Annotated in this window: 21 protein-coding genes and 1 pseudogene; 8 read left to right on the top strand and 14 right to left on the bottom strand. The window is 66.8% G+C overall.

The genetic code is table 11. The features are described 5' to 3' along the window. The first annotated feature begins 127 nt into the window (after positions 1–127). The gene (locus ABZ464_RS49730) at positions 128–400 is read left to right on the top strand and encodes a hypothetical protein (RefSeq protein WP_359289186.1); all 273 of its coding nucleotides are present in this window, start codon (positions 128–130) and stop codon (positions 398–400) included. 20 nt (positions 401–420) lie between these two features. Here the strand turns inward: ABZ464_RS49730 and ABZ464_RS49725 are convergent, their stop codons facing one another. Both ABZ464_RS49725 and ABZ464_RS49720 read right to left on the bottom strand, forming a co-directional pair. Then, positions 421–2,664: a tetratricopeptide repeat protein gene (locus ABZ464_RS49725; protein ID WP_359289184.1), complete on the bottom strand. Its 2,244-nt coding sequence runs from the start codon at positions 2,662–2,664 to the stop codon at positions 421–423. A 161-nt stretch (positions 2,665–2,825) separates the two neighbouring features. After that, on the bottom strand, positions 2,826–3,236 hold the full coding sequence (locus ABZ464_RS49720) for a hypothetical protein (RefSeq protein ID WP_359289181.1): 411 nt from the start codon (positions 3,234–3,236) through the stop codon (positions 2,826–2,828). Between the two features lie 162 nt (positions 3,237–3,398). On the opposite strand from ABZ464_RS49720, the gene ABZ464_RS49715 reads away from it, so the two are divergent. After that, positions 3,399–4,103: an AbiV family abortive infection protein gene (locus ABZ464_RS49715; protein ID WP_359289179.1), complete on the top strand. Its 705-nt coding sequence runs from the start codon at positions 3,399–3,401 to the stop codon at positions 4,101–4,103. 252 nt (positions 4,104–4,355) lie between these two features. On the opposite strand, the gene ABZ464_RS49710 is transcribed toward ABZ464_RS49715, so the two are convergent. The 7 genes from ABZ464_RS49710 to ABZ464_RS49680 all read right to left on the bottom strand — a co-directional run bounded on the left by ABZ464_RS49710 (position 4,356) and on the right by ABZ464_RS49680 (position 10,094). Next, positions 4,356–4,910: a Shedu anti-phage system protein SduA domain-containing protein gene (locus tag ABZ464_RS49710; protein ID WP_359289178.1), complete on the bottom strand. Its 555-nt coding sequence runs from the start codon at positions 4,908–4,910 to the stop codon at positions 4,356–4,358. A gap of 2 nt (positions 4,911–4,912) precedes the next feature. Continuing rightward, positions 4,913–5,467 carry a hypothetical protein gene (locus ABZ464_RS49705; protein ID WP_359289176.1) on the bottom strand — a complete coding sequence of 185 codons (555 nt, stop codon included), beginning with the start codon at positions 5,465–5,467 and terminating at the stop codon, positions 4,913–4,915. A gap of 208 nt (positions 5,468–5,675) precedes the next feature. Further along, the gene (locus ABZ464_RS49700) at positions 5,676–6,419 is read right to left on the bottom strand and encodes a hypothetical protein (RefSeq protein WP_359289174.1); all 744 of its coding nucleotides are present in this window, start codon (positions 6,417–6,419) and stop codon (positions 5,676–5,678) included. A 372-nt stretch (positions 6,420–6,791) separates the two neighbouring features. Next, on the bottom strand, positions 6,792–7,607 hold the full coding sequence (locus tag ABZ464_RS49695) for a hypothetical protein (protein WP_359289172.1): 816 nt from the start codon (positions 7,605–7,607) through the stop codon (positions 6,792–6,794). 1 nt (position 7,608) lies between these two features. Then, positions 7,609–8,955 (bottom strand): hypothetical protein, encoded by a 1,347-nt coding sequence (locus ABZ464_RS49690; RefSeq protein ID WP_359289170.1) that lies wholly within the window; start codon positions 8,953–8,955, stop codon positions 7,609–7,611. A 233-nt stretch (positions 8,956–9,188) separates the two neighbouring features. After that, positions 9,189–9,494 (bottom strand): hypothetical protein, encoded by a 306-nt coding sequence (locus ABZ464_RS49685; protein WP_359289168.1) that lies wholly within the window; start codon positions 9,492–9,494, stop codon positions 9,189–9,191. A gap of 381 nt (positions 9,495–9,875) precedes the next feature. Further along, positions 9,876–10,094, bottom strand: coding sequence for a helix-turn-helix transcriptional regulator (locus tag ABZ464_RS49680; RefSeq protein WP_359289166.1), 219 nt, complete (start codon positions 10,092–10,094; stop codon positions 9,876–9,878). A 549-nt stretch (positions 10,095–10,643) separates the two neighbouring features. Here ABZ464_RS49680 and ABZ464_RS49675 point away from each other — a divergent pair. From ABZ464_RS49675 to ABZ464_RS49660, 4 genes and pseudogenes are all read left to right on the top strand, one after another. Next, complete coding sequence (locus tag ABZ464_RS49675) at positions 10,644–11,612, top strand: tyrosine-type recombinase/integrase (protein ID WP_359289165.1); 969 nt, start codon at positions 10,644–10,646, stop codon at positions 11,610–11,612. Between the two features lie 183 nt (positions 11,613–11,795). Beyond that, entirely contained in the window at positions 11,796–13,406 is a 1,611-nt protein-coding gene (locus ABZ464_RS49670) for a serine/threonine-protein kinase (protein WP_359289164.1), read from the top strand. A 170-nt stretch (positions 13,407–13,576) separates the two neighbouring features. Further along, positions 13,577–13,783, top strand: a pseudogene (locus tag ABZ464_RS49665) (integrase); the annotation flags it as partial. 40 nt (positions 13,784–13,823) lie between these two features. Beyond that, entirely contained in the window at positions 13,824–14,231 is a 408-nt protein-coding gene (locus tag ABZ464_RS49660) for a hypothetical protein (RefSeq protein ID WP_359289163.1), read from the top strand. Between the two features lie 288 nt (positions 14,232–14,519). Here ABZ464_RS49660 and ABZ464_RS49655 read toward each other — a convergent pair whose 3' ends face one another. After that, positions 14,520–14,888 carry a WbqC family protein gene (locus ABZ464_RS49655; RefSeq protein WP_359289161.1) on the bottom strand — a complete coding sequence of 123 codons (369 nt, stop codon included), beginning with the start codon at positions 14,886–14,888 and terminating at the stop codon, positions 14,520–14,522. Positions 14,889–14,898: 10 nt separating this feature from the next. Between ABZ464_RS49655 and ABZ464_RS49650 the strand changes: the two genes are divergently transcribed. Next, entirely contained in the window at positions 14,899–15,243 is a 345-nt protein-coding gene (locus ABZ464_RS49650; protein ID WP_359289159.1) for a LysR substrate-binding domain-containing protein, read from the top strand. Between the two features lie 228 nt (positions 15,244–15,471). On the opposite strand, the gene ABZ464_RS49645 is transcribed toward ABZ464_RS49650, so the two are convergent. Beyond that, entirely contained in the window at positions 15,472–16,251 is a 780-nt protein-coding gene (locus ABZ464_RS49645; protein WP_359289157.1) for a methyltransferase domain-containing protein, read from the bottom strand. Positions 16,252–16,279: 28 nt separating this feature from the next. Here ABZ464_RS49645 and ABZ464_RS49640 point away from each other — a divergent pair, with 28 nt between their 5' ends. Further along, a complete protein-coding gene (locus ABZ464_RS49640; RefSeq protein WP_359289155.1) occupies positions 16,280–16,699 on the top strand; it encodes a MerR family transcriptional regulator in 420 nt (139 codons plus the stop codon). 137 nt (positions 16,700–16,836) lie between these two features. Here ABZ464_RS49640 and ABZ464_RS49635 read toward each other — a convergent pair whose 3' ends face one another. The 3 genes from ABZ464_RS49635 to ABZ464_RS49625 all read right to left on the bottom strand — a co-directional run. Continuing rightward, positions 16,837–17,001 (bottom strand): hypothetical protein, encoded by a 165-nt coding sequence (locus ABZ464_RS49635; RefSeq protein WP_359289152.1) that lies wholly within the window; start codon positions 16,999–17,001, stop codon positions 16,837–16,839. A gap of 281 nt (positions 17,002–17,282) precedes the next feature. Next, positions 17,283–18,923: an MFS transporter gene (locus tag ABZ464_RS49630; RefSeq protein WP_359289150.1), complete on the bottom strand. Its 1,641-nt coding sequence runs from the start codon at positions 18,921–18,923 to the stop codon at positions 17,283–17,285. A 94-nt stretch (positions 18,924–19,017) separates the two neighbouring features. Further along, on the bottom strand, positions 19,018–19,898 hold an 881-nt coding region (locus ABZ464_RS49625), incomplete at its 5' end, for an NAD(P)/FAD-dependent oxidoreductase (RefSeq protein ID WP_359289148.1).

Here is a 19,898-nt window from a genome sequence, read left to right as displayed (position 1 = left end):
AGTGCGCGGCCGCCTCTTCCGCCGGCTATTCCAATAGCCCGATAGGCGGCTAACTAGCCGCCTATACAGACCGATCGGAGCAGCCTTCGTGCCCGACCTCTCCCACCACGCCCGTCGGCTACGCGACATGGCCGACACACTCGAAGCCCAGTCCGAGCCCGCCGACGATCCACTCACCCCTCATCCAGACACTCTCGCGGTCATCGGCAACCGCAACATCAAGCGCGGACAGCTCAACTACGCCGTCCCTGACATCCTGCAACTCCAGCGACGCATCCGCCGCTACAACGCCGACCACGACGTTCCCCACGGCGACATCGTCGCCCTGGCTCTCGACACCTGGCTTCGTGCAAAGGGCTACCCACCCGACCTCACCCGGCCCCAGGCAAAGGCGCAATGAGTAGGGCGCCAGACCAATGGTTAGGTTTGGAGGGCGGCGAGCAGGTCGCCCATTTGCCCTACTTCCTCCATGAGGCCGAGGTCTTCGAACATGCGCTCCGCCCGCACGAAGTAGGTGACGGCCTGGTCTCTGTCACCCAACGTGGTCAAGGCCATGCCGATACCGCACAACGCATGGGCGTGGAGGTCGCGGGCGTTGGCTTGCTTGCAGGCCTCCTCTGCCTGCAAAAAGTAGGCGATCTGTTGCTGTGGTGTGAGGTCGTCCAGCTGAGTACAGGTCATGAGAATCGCCGCCTCAACGAGAGGGTTCCCCACCGCACGGCTGGCCTCGACGGCGCGTTGGCAAGAAGCCTGTGCCGCCTCAGGCCGTCCCGAGGCTTGCAGCGCGAAAGCCGCCGCGCACAGTGCATTCGCTTCATTCGTGGGGTCGCCGAGACGTCGAAAAAGGGAGGCGGCCTCCTCTGCTGTTGCACACGCCTCTGCGTAGTTCTCCAGCTCCTGATGGTCCAGGGAAAGGTTGTTCAGCACTGCGGCCTGTTCACGCAGATCCCCTACGGCTCGCTGGATGGTGAGAGCCTCCTGGTGGACCAGCAACGCCTCTGCAGGTTGCCCGGAGTCGTGCAGGGCAGAGCCCTTCCCGTTGAGAGCTTTACCACGTTCGTGGTGATCGTCGAGTGAAGCAAAAAGCGCGATGGCCCGCTCGTAGGCGGCGAGAGCTTCGGCGTAGCGTGAGGCACCGCTCAATGCGATGCCGAGGTTGTTCCACGCGCCTGCCTCTGCGGCGAGTGCTCCTGCCTGGTGAGCCATGGCGCAGGCGGTCGTTGTGACCGCGATCAGGTCGTCGAAGTACCCACGCCAGACGAGGTAGTCGTAGAGGACCACCGGAAGCTTGATGGCAATGTCTTGCTGCCCGGTGGCCGCTGCCGCGGCTACAGAACCCGTCAGGTTGGCGCGCTCACCATCCAGCCAGGCAAGCGCCTCATCCCGGTCGGCGAACTTGTCTGGTACAGGTAGGTCTGCCTGCACGCTGAGGTGTGCACTCGCGGCGACGGTGGACGTGGAGTAGTACTCAAGTAGCCGACGATGCTCAATAGCATAGGTCGTCGCCGTATCCCGTCCGGCTCCACCGGTGACAGTGTCCGCTGCCGCGTTGAGCGTGCTGTGCCCCAGTTCGGTGGCGTACTCACGGACGAGATCGTGCATCGACCAACGCCGGTTCACGCAATCGATCAGGTGCGCCTGAACGAGGTTGCGCAGTATGGCGCGAACCGCTGGCACTGGGCGGTCGGCGAGGACCGCCACTGCGTCGAGACCCATGTCGGGACCGGGATTGAGGGCCATGAGGGAGAAGAGGCTGGCGTGGCCCGGGGGCAGTCGGCGGCAGGAGAGATCGAAGGAGGCGCGTACAGCACGTTCACCGTCGTCGAGGAAGCCAAGCCGTGATCGGGCCGTGGCCAACTCTGCCGCTAGTTCGGCAACTGTCTGGTGAGGCTCCAGAATCAGCAGAGCGGCGCTGATGTGCAGAGCCAGCGGCAGATACCCGCACAGGCTTGCCAGTTCGTCGATGCCCGTGCCGGCCTCGATGGCCCGCGGGTCGTCGGGGTTCGCCATCTGGAGGGTCTGACGCAAGAGGGCCACTGCGGCGCGGGGTTCGAGCACGCCCAGTTCGACGAGGCGTGCGTTGAGCGTGGGCAGCGTATGCCGGGAGGTGATCAGGAACCGGTGCGCGTGGTTGCCGGGAAGCAGGAGACGAACCTGGTCGGCACTGGAGGCATTGTCGGCCACAATCAGCAGACGCTGCCCCTCCCCCGCCAGGGCAGCCAGCGCTGACCGGTACATGGCCGCGCGTTCCTCGACCGCCGCAGGAATGCTGTCAGGACCGACCCCCAGAGCCCGCAGAAACGCCTCCAGAGCCTGCCCGGGCTGGACCGGGCTCTCGTCATATCCATGCAGATCAACGAAGAGGCTGCCGTTGAACCAACCGGCTCCCGTTGCGGCATGCCCAGCCGCCAGGGCAAGTGCGGTCTTGCCCACTCCGGCAAGACCTGCGATCGAGGTCACGAGTACTGGCGGCAGGACATCGGGCGGCGTCGAGGCGGCGTCGGGCGTGTCTCCCGACGAGTCCGGATCGTGCCGCGACACGGCGTGGGGTCGAAGGGCCGACAGGACACTGCCGATCTCCGCTTCCCGGCCGCTGAGCATCGCGGGTGCAGCGGGAAGGGAATCAAGCGCGGTGGGCAGCGGCGCCAGCGCGTGTACCGTCACGCTCAGGGGACTGTTGTCGCCCGTGGTGGCCGCGCCGATACTGCCTGCGGCTGCAACAGACCGGGCTCCCGACGCTGTGGCGCCAGAGACCGATGGCAGAGGACTGCCGTCCGAGAACGAACTCTGTGGATCCGGCGCTGCTTCAGATTTCTTCCACCGGTTCATGAGCGCGTGTCGTCTCCGGTGATGGCCTCGCCGACCTCGCCCCCAGCCGCGATCCCCCGTTCCCCGTTGGCCTGCGCCGAACCCGAAGTTCCTGCCGCCGGTGTCACAGGACCTGCTGTAAGGCTGGCGCGGTCGCCTGTAACTGCTCGCCCGATGCTGCCGCCCGCCGCGACGGACCGCGTTCCTGTCGCGGTCGCAGCGATTCTGCCGCTGCCAGCGGCAGGCGGCCGCAGAAGGGCGTAGCCGCTCAACGCGAATCCGAGGAAGCCGCCAACCGATCCGGCCACGGTGGCCAGTTGCGCAGACGTGTCGAGATCGACAACCGTCGCCACGATGCCCAGCCCCACGGCCGCCAGGCCGAAGAGCGCAACCAGCAGCCACACCACTGTTCTTGCCCGTTCTGTCACACGTGCATCATCGCAGTGGGGACTGACATCCGAGCCCGCAGAGAAGCCTCCGAAGATAAACGGCTGTAGTGACGGGTGGAAGAAGGGGGAGACTGTTTAGCAGCAGCGGGGCGATGGAGGCCTCCGTGGATCCGATGCGAAAGGGCAGGACACACTTAAGCCATGGTCGAGTTGAGCCCGCAGCATGCACGAGTCTTCTGGAAGGCGTTGATGGACAACGCCTCTTCTCTGATCACCGACGCTCACATTTTGCTGACCGCTGGGTCCTACGGGCGGGCACGGTCCCTCACCGTCCTGGCACAGGAGGAACTGGGCAAGGCGCTCTGGATCTATGACGCCTTCGAGAACTCTTGGAGCCGGGGGGATGAAGCGTCTCAAGTGGTGAAGGCGCTGGCTCAGCACGGACGTAGCCACACACGGAAGTACCTTGAGGCCGTTGTCTTCGGTGACGAACTCGCTGAGTTCTGGAGCGACTACAGCGCAACGCCCGAAGCGGGTCTGGGCTATGAGGCATGGGAGGAAGCGCACAGAAGGCGGCAGGAGGAAGCAGGAATCGCTGCTGTCGAGGCCAATCTCGCCAAACAGCGAGGGTTTTACGTGGACCAGGACGCGAACGGCTCTGTTCTGTCTCCCACAGCCACTGAAGCCGGAACCATAGCGGACGATTTGGAGACGGCTGCCCGCGTGATCGAGATGCTGCTGATCAGAGATCACACGCGCATGAAGGACGCTGTCACGCCGTACGACAGCACGCACACGCAACAGTTTCGCCTGCTGCCCATTTCACACCCTAATGACTGGGCGGCAACTTCGGATTCGACGCTCCACTCGTCGGACTCAAGTGATGTGACCGGAAACGAGAAGTAGTTGCAGACCGCTCTCGATCAGGGCGAGGACCTTGATGTGCATGCCGCATTCCTCGCTGCCGCAGGTGCAGGATTTTACAGGTCGGTCCGTAGCGGGAGAAGGGTTGAGGGGGCGGGCGAGTCGTGGGTCCTTGTCCACGCGGCAGCGGTACGGCCCTCTAATTCACGCCGGTATCTGGAGCCTTTCTGTTGGGCGGCAAGCTTGTTGCCTCGCAGCCGCGGCCTTCGTGTGAGCGGCCAGCAATCAGTCGGTCTACGGCCCCCCGAGTGAGCGTTCGGCATTATCCAAGAGTTCCTTGTATGTCAGGACATCGATCCGGCTCAGGTGAGTGTTAGCGGTGCGCAGTACCTCGTTGATAGCGCCCTCTGGCACTCCAGGTTGTGCTGCGGGATGGCCGACGAGGACAAGGGCCCGGGCCCAGCGCGTCTCAAGGCCGAACTGATTCAGAATGGTCAGGCGCTGCTCGTCCAAACGCACAAGGTAGTTGAGGGCCTGACCAACGGCGTCATGGATCTGTGCACTGGGGATCCAGCCGTTACGGTACCGCTTGACCAGCGGTCCTGGCAGCGCCATCGCGCGCTTGATCTCAACGATCGTCACGCTGCCGTCCCCGCGGATCAGCGGGATGTCGACCTCGTCGCCCGGCACCAGCCTGCGTCGGGCCGCTTCCCCCGCATACTCTCCGCCGAATATCCAGAACTGCCCCTGCAAGGCCTGTTGAAGATCTCGCTCCAACGCCTCAGGATTCTCGACGACCTTCCTGAGTGCTGCCAGACCTGCCCTGCGCTGAGCGTGCTGCAACAACATGGTCAGAGCCTGGGCATCATCGATTGGCCTAGTGCTTCCAGAGTTTCCGGTTCACGTTGGACGATACTGAGCAAGCGTCTCAGGCTGCGGCGCCCGGCTTCGATTCCCGTGCGCCCCTGATCCTCTTGCCCAGCGTTCTTCGAACCCGGGACCCGACGCGTGCCGGACCAGAGGAGCTCTAGGTCCATGCGAGGTGCATCCTCAAACGGTGGGGCTGCAATGTGGAAGCAGGGACTACCGGTCAGCTGACGCAGCCGAAGCAGCGGAAACTGCACCTCCCACGTCGCGTTCGTCGAACGCCCCACCGGCTTGTGCACACCGGTGAGGATCCAGGACTCGACGGGCTTCTCCTGATCTACGGTGAATTCACCGACGTACCGGAATAGTCGGCCCTGCTGCTCGAACACCCGCAGCGGCAGGCCGCGTCGCAGGTGATGGATCAGCATCTGATTCTCCGAGCTGACATAATCACCGTTCAGAAGACAGCCGGGCACCACTAACACATCGCCCTCCCACCATGGAGTCGGCCGCAGGTCCGAGGTGGGTGCCGCACCCACGAACAGGAAGGTGTTCGGAGTGCTGCCGCTGGAGCCACCGATGCCTGACCGGCTTCCGCCGTAAACGTGGTGAAGCTCACGACGCTGGACAACGGTTCCCGGCGGGATGATCCACGGCGCGCGGCCCCCGGACTCTTCTGCCGCAGAGGGAATCGTCCATGTCAGGACGGTAGCGGTGCCTGCGCTACAGGCGCGACAGGATTCTGTCCTAGGCAGGCATGATCGTCAGGTCAAGGTCATCCGGGTGTGCCAGGGCTGGCATCATCTCGTACGGAATCGCCGCCGGCAGCGGCCACTCGATGAGTTCATTCGTAGGCCATATCGTGCGCAACGAGGGCAAGAAGTCGAAGGGAGCCAGCCTCTTGCCCGCAGCGACATCCGGGGCTCGAATGATCTGTACGACCATGCAGCCGATCTTGAGAGTGGTGATCCATGCGGTACGGCGGACTCCGTCGGTGCTGTAGCCCTGACACTGCGTGTCCACGAGAGGAACGGCGTCGTCAGGCGGATAGTTCATGAAACCCAGACGTCCGAGCATCGACCTCGTGGGCTCACGGGTCTCGTGGAACGAAGTGAAGTCACCCGCCGGAATTACGCCTCGCGCGTCCGCAGGGTGCGTGTGCTGAAACATGAGCATGGTCTTTAGAGACCATGCCGCAAGCGCTCGCTGAGCCTCAGCGTCGAGGGTGCACAGGTTTCCGCGGATTAGGTCAGGTAGGAAGTACCTGACGTTCTCCTCCAACTGGTTCATCCAGCCGCTGTTGCAGTCGGAGCAGACCACCTTCACTTGCTCGTTCAGCGGCGGAGCGTCGTGGTGTCGGACCGCGTCCACGCTCAACCGGATGTACCGGTGTCGCCGGACCGTCGGATCGAGTGCGACCTTGAGCCAGCGCGGTAGGACGTGCTCCTTCGTCAGAGGGGTGCCCCCGCAGAAGACGCAGACCTTGGCCATGCCAAGACCATAGAGGGCATCAGCTGTCGCGTGATCCATTTCTGCCCGGCCAGAGGGCGGGCCACACCCAAGAAATCCCCGAGGTCGGAGGCTTGTTCCCTGCCGCGCACCCTCTACACCGTCATGTGATGAAATCGGATGTATCCGGCGAACGCCGAGGCCCTGGGGCCTGGCCGACGGCGGCTTGATGAGTGGCGCCGGCCGTCGAGCCGGTGGCAGGTACCTGCCACCAACGCCGACTGCGGCCCTGCCCTGGAATCGCTCGGTCCGCCGCCAGGCGGGACGGTAGGTCGAACCGACCTCGCAGCGTTGACAGATGTGCGGAAGGAAAGGAAGGACAACTCTCCAACCTGCCAACGCCGTTATCGACGCCTATTGAGGGTTGCTTGCCGCCAGGTCGTTGAGCACGGCGTTGACTGTGGACCAGCAGAGGTCGGCGGTGTCGAAGTCCGCGCTGTGTTTGGCTCGCTTCTCTGCAAGGGGGTGGACCAGGTTGCGGTAGGTCCGCAGCATGTCCGAGGCCATTTTTGCGTCTTGATCGATCCACTGGTTGGTGTGGGCGTGCTGAATGAGCTCCTGCAGCCGTGTGTCGCGGGCGGGCCGGGTCAGCGGCACGGTCGCGGGCCTTACGTCGGCGGCGTGGACGAGGACGCCTTCGAGGAGGCTCCCGAGCATGATGACGGCGGAGGTGTAGGCGCCGTGTTCTTGGCAGATACGGGCTTCGTCGAGGCGTAGCTGAACGGCGCGGGCCAGGTCGGGGTCGGAGACGATGTCGGTGATGGCTACCTTCAGCTCTACGCGCTGGGGGCGAGGGGGTTCGTCGGGGTCGTACTCGATGAGAACGGGGTTGCCCTTGCGGTAGTCGACGCGGCGGCCTTCGAGGGCGAGGACTTCCTGGAGGCGTTGGATGACGGCGTCGTAGTCGGCGAGTTGTTGTTGGTATTCGCGCCGGTCGGCCAGGCGCAGGATTACAAGTTCGGTGTCCCCCGCCTGGTCTTCCTGCCGTTCGCGCAGGATGGTGTGGACCCAGCGGTGGCGCGGGCTGCCGTCGTGGTCGGGGACGTCTTGCCAGCCGGCCCTGCGGAGGAACGGAGCGAGTTCCCAGCCGGCTCGGCGTTTCATGCCCGGCTCGTCTCCGCAGATCATGGCGGCGAGTTCTTCGAGCGTGCTGTCGTCGAAGTTGTCCATGTCAGTGTCCCTCGCTGTCTTCGTCCGGTTCGCCGTCGTAGGGGTCCGCGTCTTCGTCGGGCTCGGCCTCGGCCAGGCCGACCGGAGTCCAGGTCAGGTCTGTCAGTGCGTCGTCGTCGGTTGTCTCGCGGACGGTGCGCGGGTGGATGCCCAGTTCGGTCAGGCGTTCCCACAAAGGCTCCAGGGCCTCTTCGGGTGAGAGGGCGAAGGCGCTGCTGCGTATGCGCCAGAACGTCCAGCCGGCACGCCGTAGCTCCCGCTCGCGCTCGGCGTCGTCTTGGATCTGCTTCGGGGTGGAGTGGTAGGGGCTTCCGTCGCACTCGACTGCGAGGCGTCCGTGGCCTCCCGTGACGACGAGGTCGATGCGTTTTCCGTTGACTTCCCACTGGGGTACTACGTCGTAGCCGCGTTCCTTGATGCACAGGAAGACGCGCTGCTCGAAGAGTGAGTCGAAGGGCTCGCAGTGGCGGTCCGCGCTGACGTTGGCGGGCTGGTGGGGGTGTGTGTACGGCGGTGGCGGGCTCACCATGTAGGTGAGCAGGGAGCGCCGCAGGTCCTTGCTGCTGAGCTGGTCCTCGACAGCGGAGCGCACGACCCCCAGCAGCTCCGACGTGTAGCCGTCGGACTCGCTGAGGAATTCGGTGTCTTCCAGGCGCCCGGGGTGTTCTGGCAGCAGAGAAACGGTCACGTTGATCGATGCCGGCTCCACGGTGAGGGTCACCGGTGTTGTCACGATGTGCCGGCGGACCCGGGCCGAGGGACGGTCGGCCCCGAGCTGCAAGAGACCTACAGCCAGGACCACTTCGAAGGTGTCACTGTCCTGCTCGACCCTCTTGGCCATCCGGTACAGACGCTGGTGCAGTCGCCGCTGGGGCTCGGCCGCCAGCTCATCCTGCGACCATCGCATCCACTTGGCGGCCCAGGCCTCGTACGCCTTGCGTTCGGCAGAGCTGCCGCTCTCCAGGACCAGCTGGTCTTCCTCCACACCAGCCTGGACTTCGTCGGCCGGTTGACGCTCATTCGACGTGTCGTCGATCAGTCCGGGAGCCTGCGGACCAGCCGTTGCGGCTGCCTCTGCGGACACCCTGCCGTGAAGTATCGCTGGCAGCTGCGGTGGTTCTTTGGGCGGACGGTGTTTGACGACCATGATGCGAGGATCGGCGTCCGCAGCACGACGCACGGTCCCGTCGGGGACATCCGCGAGCCACACCGTTTCCAAGTACTTGTCACAGTTGCGGATGGTCTTGGAGACGGCGCCCCGCACCAGCTCCTGCAGACAGTCGATCAATACGCGAGTGTCGCGGACGGCTTTGGGATCGCTGCCATCTCGTACTGCCGGGCGGGCCATCACATCCCCCAAACGCCTGCCACTGTGGCAAGCCTTTCAGAATCCATGGCTACTGCACGCCAGGCAATGTGATGGAACTCGCGCACAACCATTTCCGGACATGAAGGCGATCCGGTGTTCCTCCCTCTTCGTCTGCCTGCCATGGAGGGGGCAGTGGCCTTGGCGCAGAGCGTTACGAGACGACGCAGGCTGCGAACAGAGAGACACTCTGGCCACAGCCCTCTACCGCGGGCTCAGCACACGCTGATGTCGTGGACGGACCAGCCGCGGGCCGTCATCGCCTCGACGTACCGTTCGGCTCTCTTGCAGTGCGTTGCGAAGGCGAGCAGGTGGGTCGGGCGGGTGGCACCCACGAAGACGAGCTGCGCCGCACGCTGGACCGTGACCAGAGCCTGGGAGGCGTCCTGTTGCTGGCTCAGGAGTCCGAGGACCTCGTGTACGTCGTACTTCTTGCCGCTGCGTTCCAGGCATTCGAGGATGAGCGTGGCCGCGTGGGTCTCGCCCTTGGCGCTCTGGATCGATCCCGCAACGGACGGCACTGCCCATGTTCTGCATCCGCCGACGCGTCAGGCACAGGGGCTGGCTGGGCGACGCACGGGACGTGGGCAAGGGGATCGGTGAGACGGGTAACCCCCTTCAAGGGGCTCTGGGTCAGGTCCGGCAACAGCCTCAGAAGCCAAGCGGTCAGGACAGCCCATCCGGCGTGGCTATCGAGCGGGCTCGCCAGCAGGACGTGGAGGAGCAGGCGTGTCCGGCCTCCGGCGGTGGACTGGTCTCGGTCCAGTCGCCTCAGCGGAGGCTGATTGCCGGAACTGGCGAGTCGGGCGACATCACGGATTGCGTTCATCGCGACGCCCAACAGCCCCTACGAGCTCACCACACCCCAGGAGGAAATTCGAGGACGTTCGATTACCCTCGGACTACTGAGACTCGGGCTTGCCGGATTCCTCCCGGGTGATGTGGTTGACGAGTTCCCCCGGCTGCACATCGAGCCCGGCAGCGATGTCCAGAAGGGTGAGCACGCTGGGGCTGCGCTGCCCATGCTCGATATAGATGAGTCCGCGGAAACTCAACCCGCTGCGCTCCGCGAGCCCTTCCAAGGTGTATCCCCGGTCTTCCCTGAGGCGTCGAATCTGCATGCCGAGGGACAGGAGTCGGGGATCTGGTGACGGTTCGCGTGGTGGCACACAGCGACACCACCCGCGCAGCTTCCCTCAGACCATGAACAGCTGTGCATAATCGGGCTTCAGGCTGGAAATCCTGCACGTGAGCACACGTGAATGGTCGTGCGACTACGGCACCACTCGCCCATGCACCTCGCCCGACGTAAACGGCCAGACCCAGGTGTGACAGCAGGCCACCAGCTCCCTAGCAATGAACGAGAACATATGGCCAGACCCGTGTTGCCATTCGATCGATGGCACAAGTCATATCCAAAACCCCACCGAGGTGACACACCCTGTAAGTGCGGGACCAGGAACCGTCCCCTTTACCCCTCAGCGGACCACGGACGAGGGCTCCGCTGGCAGGCTCGCTACGTCGATCACCTCAGAAAAGAGCACAGAGAGTCGTTCGCTACCTGGGAGGAATCCCTCGACCGGCTCGGCCAGCTGGCGAACCAAGATGCGACCGCGACGGGCGAGGGCCAGTCGAAACGCGGTCCACGGGTCGCATTCTTCGGAGCGCAGATGATCGAGCGTAAACGGAAGAAGAAAAAGAGACCCAGCACGATCAACACCTACGAGAGCCACCTCCACAACCACATTCTCCCGTTCGCGGGAAACCGCCTGCCAGCATCGCTGCGGCGGCGCGATTCGATGGCCTTCATCGATCACCTGCTGGAAAAACCCGGCCTCAGATCAGCCCGCACGATTGTCCAGATTTTCAAGACGTGGCGCATTCTCATCCACTACATGATGGACGAAGACATTCCGCTGCCCGCAAACATCGTGTCCCGCATCGAACTCCCTGAAATCGAGGGCAGCAGAGTCTCCCTGACTCCCGAGCAGGTGGCCGCAGCCGCCGTGGCCATGCAAGAGATCGAGCCGCGCTACGAGATCCTGGTCTGGCTCGGCGCATGCGCAGGACTACGCGCCGGCGAGGCACTGGGCCTGACACGGGCGTGCGTGGGCTGGCAGGAGGACCTCCTCCACGTCCTAGAGCAGCGTCAGCGCGGCAAGGCCGCACCGCTCAAAACGAAGGCCAGCTACGCGACCCTGCCTGTGGATCATTTCCTGATCGAGCAATTGGCGACGCATGTGGCCAACTTCAGCGAGCCGGAACCGATCACCCACGACGCAGCGCGCAAGCGTCGGGCTCGGGGTCACATGGAGCCACTTGACGAAGGACTCATCGTGACCAACCGATACGGGAGGCCCGTGCAGAGCAGCGACTTCAACGAGAAGTGGCAACGGGTCGTCGCCCGGGCCGCTCTCCCTGAAAGCGCCCGTTTCCATGATCTCAAGAGCTTCTACACCTCCACTCTCGGCGGCCCAGGTCAGCATGATCCGAAGACAGTCCAATCCCTCTCGCGTCACGCCCGGTTCAACGAAACCTGGGACACCTATGCCCGCCCGCCGAAGATTGCAGAGGGGCTGACGGTCACTGTTTTCGGCGAGGCATTCCACTCGATTCCGCAGCGCCCCAAGGGGTGTTGAGTTCAGCGCGAGCATCTCGTTCGCGGCGCACCTGTGACCGAGCGCTGCGCCTCTTCCTTCGCCGCCAGGTCGGGCGCACGGCTGGTGAGGGCTGTGGTTCTTGGGCTGCGTGGCGCGTGACGTCGATACGATCTGCCCATTGTTGCGGCCCATGTTGGCCGTGAGTTATCTGGGGGAGCCGTTGTGTCCAACCGTGTTCAGCCGGTCCAGCCCGGCGATCCGCGCCGGGTGGGTCCCTACCGCATCGTGGGGCGGCTGGGATCCGGCGGTATGGGCACGGTGTACGCCGCTCTCACGGCTACTGGCGAGCGGGTCGCCGTCAAGGTCGTGCATCCGGGACAGGCCGCAGACGATGAGTTCCGTGCTCGGTTCCGGCGGGAAGTGCAACTCTCCCAGCGCGTCACCGGGCCGTGCCTGGTTCCGGTCCGCGACGCCGACACGCAAGCTGCGACGCCCTGGCTTGTCACGCCCTACATCCCCGGCCTCACCCTCGACGAGCACGTGACGGCCAACGGCCCCTTGTCCGGGGGGCGTCTGTATGCGCTGGCTGCCGGCACCGCGGCCGCACTCGCCGCCGTGCACGCCCAGGGCGTCATCCACCGGGACGTGAAGCCGCAGAACGTCATCCTGGCTCCCTCCGGACCGCAAGTCCTGGACTTCGGCATCGCCCACGCCCTGGACGGCACGTCGGTCACCCGCACCGGGGTGATGACCGGCACTCCCGGCTGGATCAGTCCCGAGCACTACCGCACCGGCGCCGTCGGCTCCCCAGGCGACGTGTTTGCCTGGGGAGCCCTGGTCGCCCACGCAGCCACTGCCCGTCTCCCCTTCGGCGGCGGCGCCGCTGATGCGGTGGCCTTCCGCGTTATGCAAGCCGAGCCCGACCTGGACGGCGTACCGACCGGCCTGCGGCGCCTGGTGGCCAAGGCTCTGTCCAAGGACCCGTCGGACAGGCCGAGCGCTGCTGAACTTGTGGGTGAATGCACCGAGTTGCTCGCAGCCCAGGCAACTTCCGTCCTCACGCCCGGCGACCAGCAGCCCACCCTGGTATCCGACCTCGTCAGCGCGCACTGGGACCTGACACCTGAAGCCGAACCCGCCTGGCCCACCCCGCCCTGGCGCAACAACCGCACACGCTTGTATCTGACGGTCGCCGTGGCCGCCGCCGTCCTCGGTAGTCTCGGCGGTGCCCTCGCGGCTGCCTCTCAATCGTCAAACGCCGCCCACGGCCAGGCCCCCACACCGAGCAGCCACACGAGCGCCGCCACTGCCACCGCCGCGGCGCAGCAGTCCACCTCCCGGACAACCAGCCCGGCTACGGCCTCCCCCTCGGGGCCAGCAACGCCCCAACGCGCCAGTGCCCCCTCACCTGCCTACACCCGCAGCGACAACGCCCAGCCCAACGTGGACGAATGGGCCGCAGCCCGGCTGCCGGCCACCTCGGCCGAGAAGACTGCCGCAGGGCATCTGATCACGGATGCGGAGCCAGTGCTTCGAGGACAGCAGTACATGGGCGACACCGTAACCGTGACCTTCAACCCCGAAGCCCAGACCATGTTCGTCACCTTCGGCCCCGGCATCTACCCGGAAGGACAGGACTACCGTGACGACACCGGATTCACTGACATCGTCCGCGGCCTGATGTTCGGCAGCTGCTCCGAAGCCCAGCAGAACTTCGGCAACGACAGCGCCTGGCCCTACGGCCGTGCCGTCCTCGTCTATCGGGAGTCCATGGCCAGCCCCACCATCGTCGACTACCGCGAAGTCACCCATATCGACAGCTGCCGCGTGTAGCCCTCGACTCCCTTACGACTCCAAATAAAAGTGGTCAGCTTGGCCTAATGGTCCGGAAACGTCTTGTCGTTAGGCGTCGTTAGCGGCTTGCAGCCGACGTCCGTAAATACGGCCTATCCTGACGCATGGTCGCGCCACGGTGTTCAGCCCCACGGCACCTTGGCAACGTCCTTGGACTGAGTCGCCTGCGCAGAACTTTGGCTTGGCATATCGCCCGCCGCCCCGGCGGCCTGGTCGCCCTCGCCATCCAGTACGGACACATGCGCACCGTCCTGGATGCCCGCACCTCCAGTGGCTACGGCAACTGCGGTCGCAGGGGGTTCCACGGGGAGCTCGACGTCGAGACCGCTCTCGCCGCCGCGCAGACCACAGCCCGGCCCACGACTCCGCCGCCCAGTCCGCCGAGGAGGCCATCGCATGAACCAGCCGCACGCGGACGAACGCTCCCGCATCCGCGCGGCGATGGACCGCCTCCTGGCTGGCCAGCACACCAGCTCCAACGGCAGCCTCACGGTGGTCGCGCTCGCCGCAGAGGCCGGTGTTCACCGCATGGCTCTACAAAAGCGCCACGCCGACCTCAAGGAGGAGTTCTACGCGCGGGTGCGTACGGAAACGCACCAGACGCCTGAGGTCGAAAGGCGGCTGCGTAAAGAGGTTGTCCGCCTGAAGCAGGCTCTCAAGGACTCCCGGACTGCCGAGGCCGAGTCCCGGCGTCGAGCGGAGCAGATGGCCCTCGCGGCAGCCGTCCTCATCCTCCGGCAACCCGACGGCCCGCAGCAGCCTCTCCCCGACAACGTCGTCCCGATCCGCCCGCCCGTCGGCTGAAGGCCCAGGCTGTCACGCAGCGACGCCGAGCTCCGACCTTCAACGGGCAAGCGGCTGAGCACTTTTTTTCGGGGGGTACGCGATAGTGCACGATAAAGTCGTACGCGGCTGAGGACGTTCGCTGGTACGTGCTCCCCTTCCTTGAAGAAGGGATAGCCGTGGTCAGGCGGCGGACCGAGGGCGGCCTGGTCGGCGGCGAGGGCATGGAGGCGGTCGGCCACGTCGTCCGGGCCGTGGGTCGCGAGGGCCCACAGGGCACTGAACCGGCGACCGCAGGACTGATATTGATCATCGGCGGCCGGAACGGCGCCACGGTGATGTTCCGGGCGACGAACGGGGCCTCATCGAGATAGGCCATGCCGCGGTTCCGCACAGATACGCGCGGGCACCAGTCACGGCAGCGAGGTCGGCGAGCCGCTGGGATCGTCCCGGCCGGGAAGGGAGTTGGCTGCTGGTGAGGATCGTGCCCTTCCAACCGAGCAGGTCCAGCAGGACGCGAGTGGAAGTCTCGGCGACCGCCGCGGTCCGGCCGGTGGCGAAGGTATCCGGCATCGGGTCCAGGGCCTGAGCGAGGACAGGCCAGTGCGGGCTGGCGCCATAGCGCTGCTGCAGCATCCCCACGGTCCGGCGGCGGGCCGTGACCGGCTCGGCGATCACAGCGTCTCTGATGAGCCCCTGGGTGACCGCCCCGCCCGGCACGGCGTGCGGCCGTGCCCTCGCGCGCAACTCCGCGCAGTACGCCTACACTTCGAGCCGCGCCCACACCGCTCGGGAGTTCCCCACCGCACTGTGCCTGGTCCGGGCGGGCCGCGGCCCGAGCGTGGCCCCCACCCTCGCCCTTGCGGGCGCCCCACCCGAAACCGTGGCCCTGCCCACGGTCCCGGTGGCAGGCCACCGCCGCATCCCGGCCGTATGGCCCACTTCCCCGTCCAGCCCACAATCCCGAACCGCGGCCGTGGTCGAGGCCCTCCGCCAGTCGGCCGAGAACCTGGGGCTCAGGCCTACGCCTTGAGGGGGACGGGTTCGACGTGCGTGGCTCCGTCGCGAGGGTGCGAGCAGCGGAGGGTGACGGCGGCAGAGGGGTGCCGGCGCGAGCGGCGCCGTGGGAGCGCGAGGCTCAGAGGCGGGGGCGCGAGCAGGGCCGCAGGGCGGTGGCACGACGCCGCCGCGTGGGTGCGAGCAGCGGCGGGTGCGGCATAGCGGAGTGCGACGACGGGCGACCGTCGCTACGCCGCACTCTCTAGGCGGAGGCGGCAGCCACGAAGAACGGAATGGCGATGAGGAAGCGGTCGGCCTCGGCGCGTCGGTGCTGTTCGGCGAGCCATTCATCGGCCTGGTCACGGCCGACGGCACCGCTCCTGCAGGCCCGCTCGGCGAGCATGGTGGGCAACGGCAGCATCGCAGGATCGGTGAACACGCTGGTGTGCACCTCGACGGTGACGTCGTCGAAGCCGCCGTCCAGGAGCAGGTTGCGGTACTGGCGGCCGGCGCGGGGCGTGCTCAGGAGGTCGGCGCGGGCGTGCACGATCGTGCGGGTGAGCTCCGCGTCATCGGAGTCGACCATGATGGCGTCCCAGTCCTGCCCGACCAGGACGATCCTGCCGCCCGGGCAGAGGACACGCCTCGCTTCCGCCACCGCGCGCCACGGCTCCTGAAGAAATTGGAGGACCTTGTCGGCACGGTAGCCGCGCACGCTTCCGTCGGCGAACGGCAGATCCTCCGCCCCCGCCTCCCGGAACTCGGCCGCCGGCCACCGTTTCCGGGCCTCGGCCAGCATCCATGGATCGGGATCCACGCCCACGGCGTGGACGCCACGCTCGGCCAGCTCGGCGACGGCCCGCCCGGCACCGCAGCCGACGTCCACGACGGACGAGCCCGGGACAAGAGACAGCAGTTCGTAGGAGCGAGCCCGCAGCAGGATGGCGCTCGGCATCTGGTCCATCGCGTCGAGGAGGGCCAGCATGGCCTCGGTGTTGCGGTGCTCTTCCATCGTTTCCTGCGTTTCCTGGTTCTTGGACATGGGCGCCGGGCTAGGACTTAGTGTTGACATGGAGTCAAGTGGAGACATCGGCACTCTCGCGGCACGGTTCGGTCTCGCCGCGCACGTCCTGCGGCATTGGGAGTCGATGGGCCTGCTGCACCCCGTACGGGACGCAGGCGGACGCCGCCGCTACGGCGCGGACGACCTCACGCGCGTGGCGGCGATCCTCAGAGACAAGGAGGCCGGCCTGGGCCTGGACACCATCAGGAGCCTGTCCGCCAGCGTCGAGCGCGCTACTCGGCACGAGATCCTGCGTGCCGAGGCCGAAGAGCCCCGATCGAGGCGAGCCGCCGCCCGGGCCTCATTGGAGCTCATCGAGGGTTGCCTGCACTGCGAGTATGAGGACGTCACCCAGTGCCCGAACTACCGGCGGCTCATCGCCGCCGAGCAGGTCGGCTCCCGAGTGCCGGCGCACGGGCGGGCATGAGGCGGAAAGCCGCCTGCTCAGCGGGGCAATTGAGCGCGACCCTGCCCGGGTCGGGCGAGAAGCGGAGTTGTGTGCGTCCCAGGAGGATACCGAGCCGCCGAAGCCGGAGCCGATGACCAGAACGTCGTAGTCGTACGTCATGTCGTTCCCTTCATTCCTGTCATTCCTGCGGGTTTGATCGCCTTGAGCGAGATGGCCTTGAGCGAGATGGTCTGGGACGCACCGGGGCCGGCCGACGACGTGGTGACCCCTCGGGCTCTGGTGCGAGTGAGGTCGCCGTCGTGGACGTTGTTGTCCGGCATGGCTTCTCCGAGGTATGAGACGGGAACGGGCAGAAGTCGCCCAGGGGGAGGTCCGGCCCCGGCAAAGGGGCAGCCAGAAGACTTCCCCGCAGGTCGCGGACGGACTGACGGTGAGCGGTAGCGGCGGGGGCAGACTCTCGTCTGGACCCCACGCCCGTGCCCTGCGCGTCTTGCGCCGCCGGGCTGCTGCCCGACGTGCCTGGCGGGCGATCCGGCGCAGGCGGTGCCCGACGCTCCGGCGGGCGCGTCCCCGGTGACCAAGCGGACGCCCCGCCGGCGATCTAGCGGGTGGACCCGGTGTGCTCCCGCGCGGTCGCCGCCTCGCTCGCTGCCGTCCCGGCCCCCTTCTCGGCCCCCGGCTCGGCGCTCTTCGCGAACCCGCGTCGGCCCGGCATGACCGTGAGGACGATCAGTGTTCCGGCGGCCATAATGATCCCGCCGATGAGGCTGGTCTGGGCGACTCCGTGGGCGAAGGCCTGGTGGACGGCGTCCACGGCGGCCTGGGCCTGCTGGGGCCCGGCGGAGGGATCCTGCGCGACCCGCTGCGCGACGGCCAGGCCGGCGCCGACCGAGTCCTTGGCGATCTCCATCGCCTCGCCCGGGAGCCGGTTGCCCACCAGATCGGTCAGCTCGTCCCGGTAGGCCGTGCCCAGCAGCGAGCCCAGCACCGCGATGCCCAGCGCCCCGCCCAGCTCCAGCGCGGTGTCGTTGACACCGCCGCCGACGCCCAGTTCGGACTCGGGGAAGGAGCCCATGATCGTGTCGGTCGCCGGGGAGATGGCCAGTCCGAGCGCGAGGCCCAGCATCATCAGCGGCGTCAGGAAGTCCCCGTACGTCGATCCCTTGTCGATCTGGGTGAGCAGGAACATGCCCGCCGTGCCGATGACCAGGCCGGTCACGACCATCACCTTCACCCCCAGCTTCGGGGTGAGCATCCCGGTCACCGCGGACCCGAGGAACACCGCTCCGCCCAGCGGCAGCAGCCGCAGGCCCGTGTCCAGGGCGTCGTAGCCGAGGACGAACTGGAGGAACTGCGTCGAGTAGTAGAGCACGGCGAACATGCCGAAGAAGAAGAACATCACCGCGAGCATCGAGCCGGTGAAGGGCCGCAGCGCGAACCTGCGGACGTTCAGCATCGGGTGCGGGTGCCGCAGCTCCCAGGCGACGAAGGCGGCCAGACCCACGCCGGCGATGACGGCGGCGGTGACGGGGCCGGCGCCCCAGCCGGAGTGCGGGCCCTCGATGGCGGCGTAGATCAGGGAGCCGACCGAGACGATCGACAGCAGACCGCCGACGTAGTCGATCCGGCCCATGCCCTGCGCCTTGGACGGCGGTACCAGGGCGAGCGCGCCGACCACGGCGAGCAGGGAGATCGGCACGTTGATCAGGAAGGTCGAGCCCCAGGCGTGGTCCTCCAGCAGCCAGCCGGAGACCAGCGGGCCGACGGCCACCGCGACCCCGGAGGTCGCGGCCCAGGCGGTGATGGCCTTGGCCCGCTCGCTGCGGGGGAAGGTCGCGACCACCAGGGACAGCGTGGCCGGCATCACGACCGCGGCACCGACACCCATGATCGCGCGGGCCACGATGACCAGTGAGGTCTCGTCGACCATGCTCCCCATCACCGAACCGCCGGCGAAGATCAGCAGACCCAGCACCAGCGCGCCGCGCCGGCTGTACTTGTCGCCGATCGCGCCCAGCACCAGCATCAGCGCCGCGTACGGAACGGTGTAACTGTCGACGACCCACTGCAGATCACTGCTGCTCAGGCCCAGGTCGGTGGTCATGTCGGGGGCGGCAACGATCAGCGACGTGTTCGCCATCACCGTGATCAGCAGACTCAGACACAGCACGAGCAGCGCCCACCAGCGCCGCGCGTAAGGCCCGGTCATTTTCTCCACGGGGGTGTTCGCAAGGAGGGGCATCAGTAGCTCCTGAAGGGGACGGGGCAGACGAGCGGAAGGGCTTGATTGCCCGTGAGGTGAGCGGGTGGCGGGCTGAGATCTCCGGGCTTCAAGATCATCCTGTGGCGCCTTGTGGGCTTGCCTCGGCGGTCTTCTGGAGGGCCGCGTCGGTGTCCGCGATGGCCAGCATCCTGTTGATGTCGGCGCCGGCCAGTGCGCCGGCTGCTGCGGAGGCTCCGACCTGGGCGACCAGATCGGTGGCGTTGCCGGCCACCCACACACCCGGCACGTCGGTGCTGCCGGACAGGCCGGAGGCGAAACCGTGGCCCTTGCCCGGCAGTTCCTGAACCGGCAGGCCCAGCCCTTCCAGGCCCTGGGTGCGGGCCTGCATCGGCGCGGCGACCGCGAGGACGCGGCGGGCCACGACTTGGCCGTCGGCCAGGCGCACCCCGGCGAGGGCATCGTCCTCGTCGTCGACGACCTCGGTGATGGGGGTGTCGATGACGCGGATGCCGCGGGCGGCGAAGCGGGCGCGGCTGTCCTCGTCCAGGTCGGTGCCGTGGGTGAAGTAGGTCAGGTCCTCGGTCAGCTGACGGAAGAGATACGCGTGGTTGATGGAGGCCGGGCCGGTGGCGAGGATGCCGATGGGCTCGTCGCGCACCTCCCAGCCGTGGCAGTAAGGGCAGTGCACCACACGGTGTCCCCAGTGCTCGGCGAGCCCGGGCACCTGTGGCAGCAGATCCGTGAGGCCGGTGGCCACCAGGATGCGGCGGGCGGTGATGCTGCGGCCGTCGGCCAGGGTGACGGTGAAGCGCAGGTCCCCGTCCGCCGACGGGGCGGCAGGCCCGGCGGAGACCACCTGGCCGTGGACGACGCGTCCGCCGTACTGGCGCACCTGCCACCGGCCCCGCCGGAGGATCTCGGACGGCGGGGTGCCGTCCAGGGCGAGGAGGCCGTGCACGGCATCCGCGGGCGCGTTGCGCGGGGAGCCGCTGT

The organism is Streptomyces sp. NPDC005820 (assembly GCF_040630255.1).
Classification (GTDB): Bacteria; Actinomycetota; Actinomycetes; order Streptomycetales; family Streptomycetaceae; genus Streptomyces.
Note: the sequence above shows the minus strand (reverse complement) of the source record. Positions and strands in the feature narration are given on the sequence as shown.

Excerpts from the sequence above, each read along its gene's own strand:
- ABZ464_RS49675 (WP_359289165.1), top strand. The coding sequence starts at position 10,644 with ATGATCGAGCGTAAACGGAAGAAGAAAAAGAGACCCAGCACGATCAAC.
- ABZ464_RS49700 (WP_359289174.1), bottom strand. The coding sequence starts at position 6,419 with ATGGCCAAGGTCTGCGTCTTCTGCGGGGGCACCCCTCTGACGAAGGAG.
- ABZ464_RS49730 (WP_359289186.1), top strand. The coding sequence starts at position 128 with ATGGCCGACACACTCGAAGCCCAGTCCGAGCCCGCCGACGATCCACTC.
- ABZ464_RS49650 (WP_359289159.1), top strand. The coding sequence starts at position 14,899 with ATGAGCCCCTGGGTGACCGCCCCGCCCGGCACGGCGTGCGGCCGTGCC.
- ABZ464_RS49695 (WP_359289172.1), bottom strand. The coding sequence starts at position 7,607 with ATGGACAACTTCGACGACAGCACGCTCGAAGAACTCGCCGCCATGATC.
- ABZ464_RS49640 (WP_359289155.1), top strand. The coding sequence starts at position 16,280 with ATGGAGTCAAGTGGAGACATCGGCACTCTCGCGGCACGGTTCGGTCTC.
- ABZ464_RS49690 (WP_359289170.1), bottom strand. The coding sequence starts at position 8,955 with ATGGCCCGCCCGGCAGTACGAGATGGCAGCGATCCCAAAGCCGTCCGC.
- ABZ464_RS49635 (WP_359289152.1), bottom strand. The coding sequence starts at position 17,001 with ATGCCGGACAACAACGTCCACGACGGCGACCTCACTCGCACCAGAGCC.
- ABZ464_RS49680 (WP_359289166.1), bottom strand. The coding sequence starts at position 10,094 with ATGCAGATTCGACGCCTCAGGGAAGACCGGGGATACACCTTGGAAGGG.
- ABZ464_RS49630 (WP_359289150.1), bottom strand. The coding sequence starts at position 18,923 with ATGCCCCTCCTTGCGAACACCCCCGTGGAGAAAATGACCGGGCCTTAC.
- ABZ464_RS49660 (WP_359289163.1), top strand. The coding sequence starts at position 13,824 with ATGAACCAGCCGCACGCGGACGAACGCTCCCGCATCCGCGCGGCGATG.
- ABZ464_RS49710 (WP_359289178.1), bottom strand. The coding sequence starts at position 4,910 with ATGTTGTTGCAGCACGCTCAGCGCAGGGCAGGTCTGGCAGCACTCAGG.
- ABZ464_RS49645 (WP_359289157.1), bottom strand. The coding sequence starts at position 16,251 with ATGTCCAAGAACCAGGAAACGCAGGAAACGATGGAAGAGCACCGCAAC.
- ABZ464_RS49715 (WP_359289179.1), top strand. The coding sequence starts at position 3,399 with ATGGTCGAGTTGAGCCCGCAGCATGCACGAGTCTTCTGGAAGGCGTTG.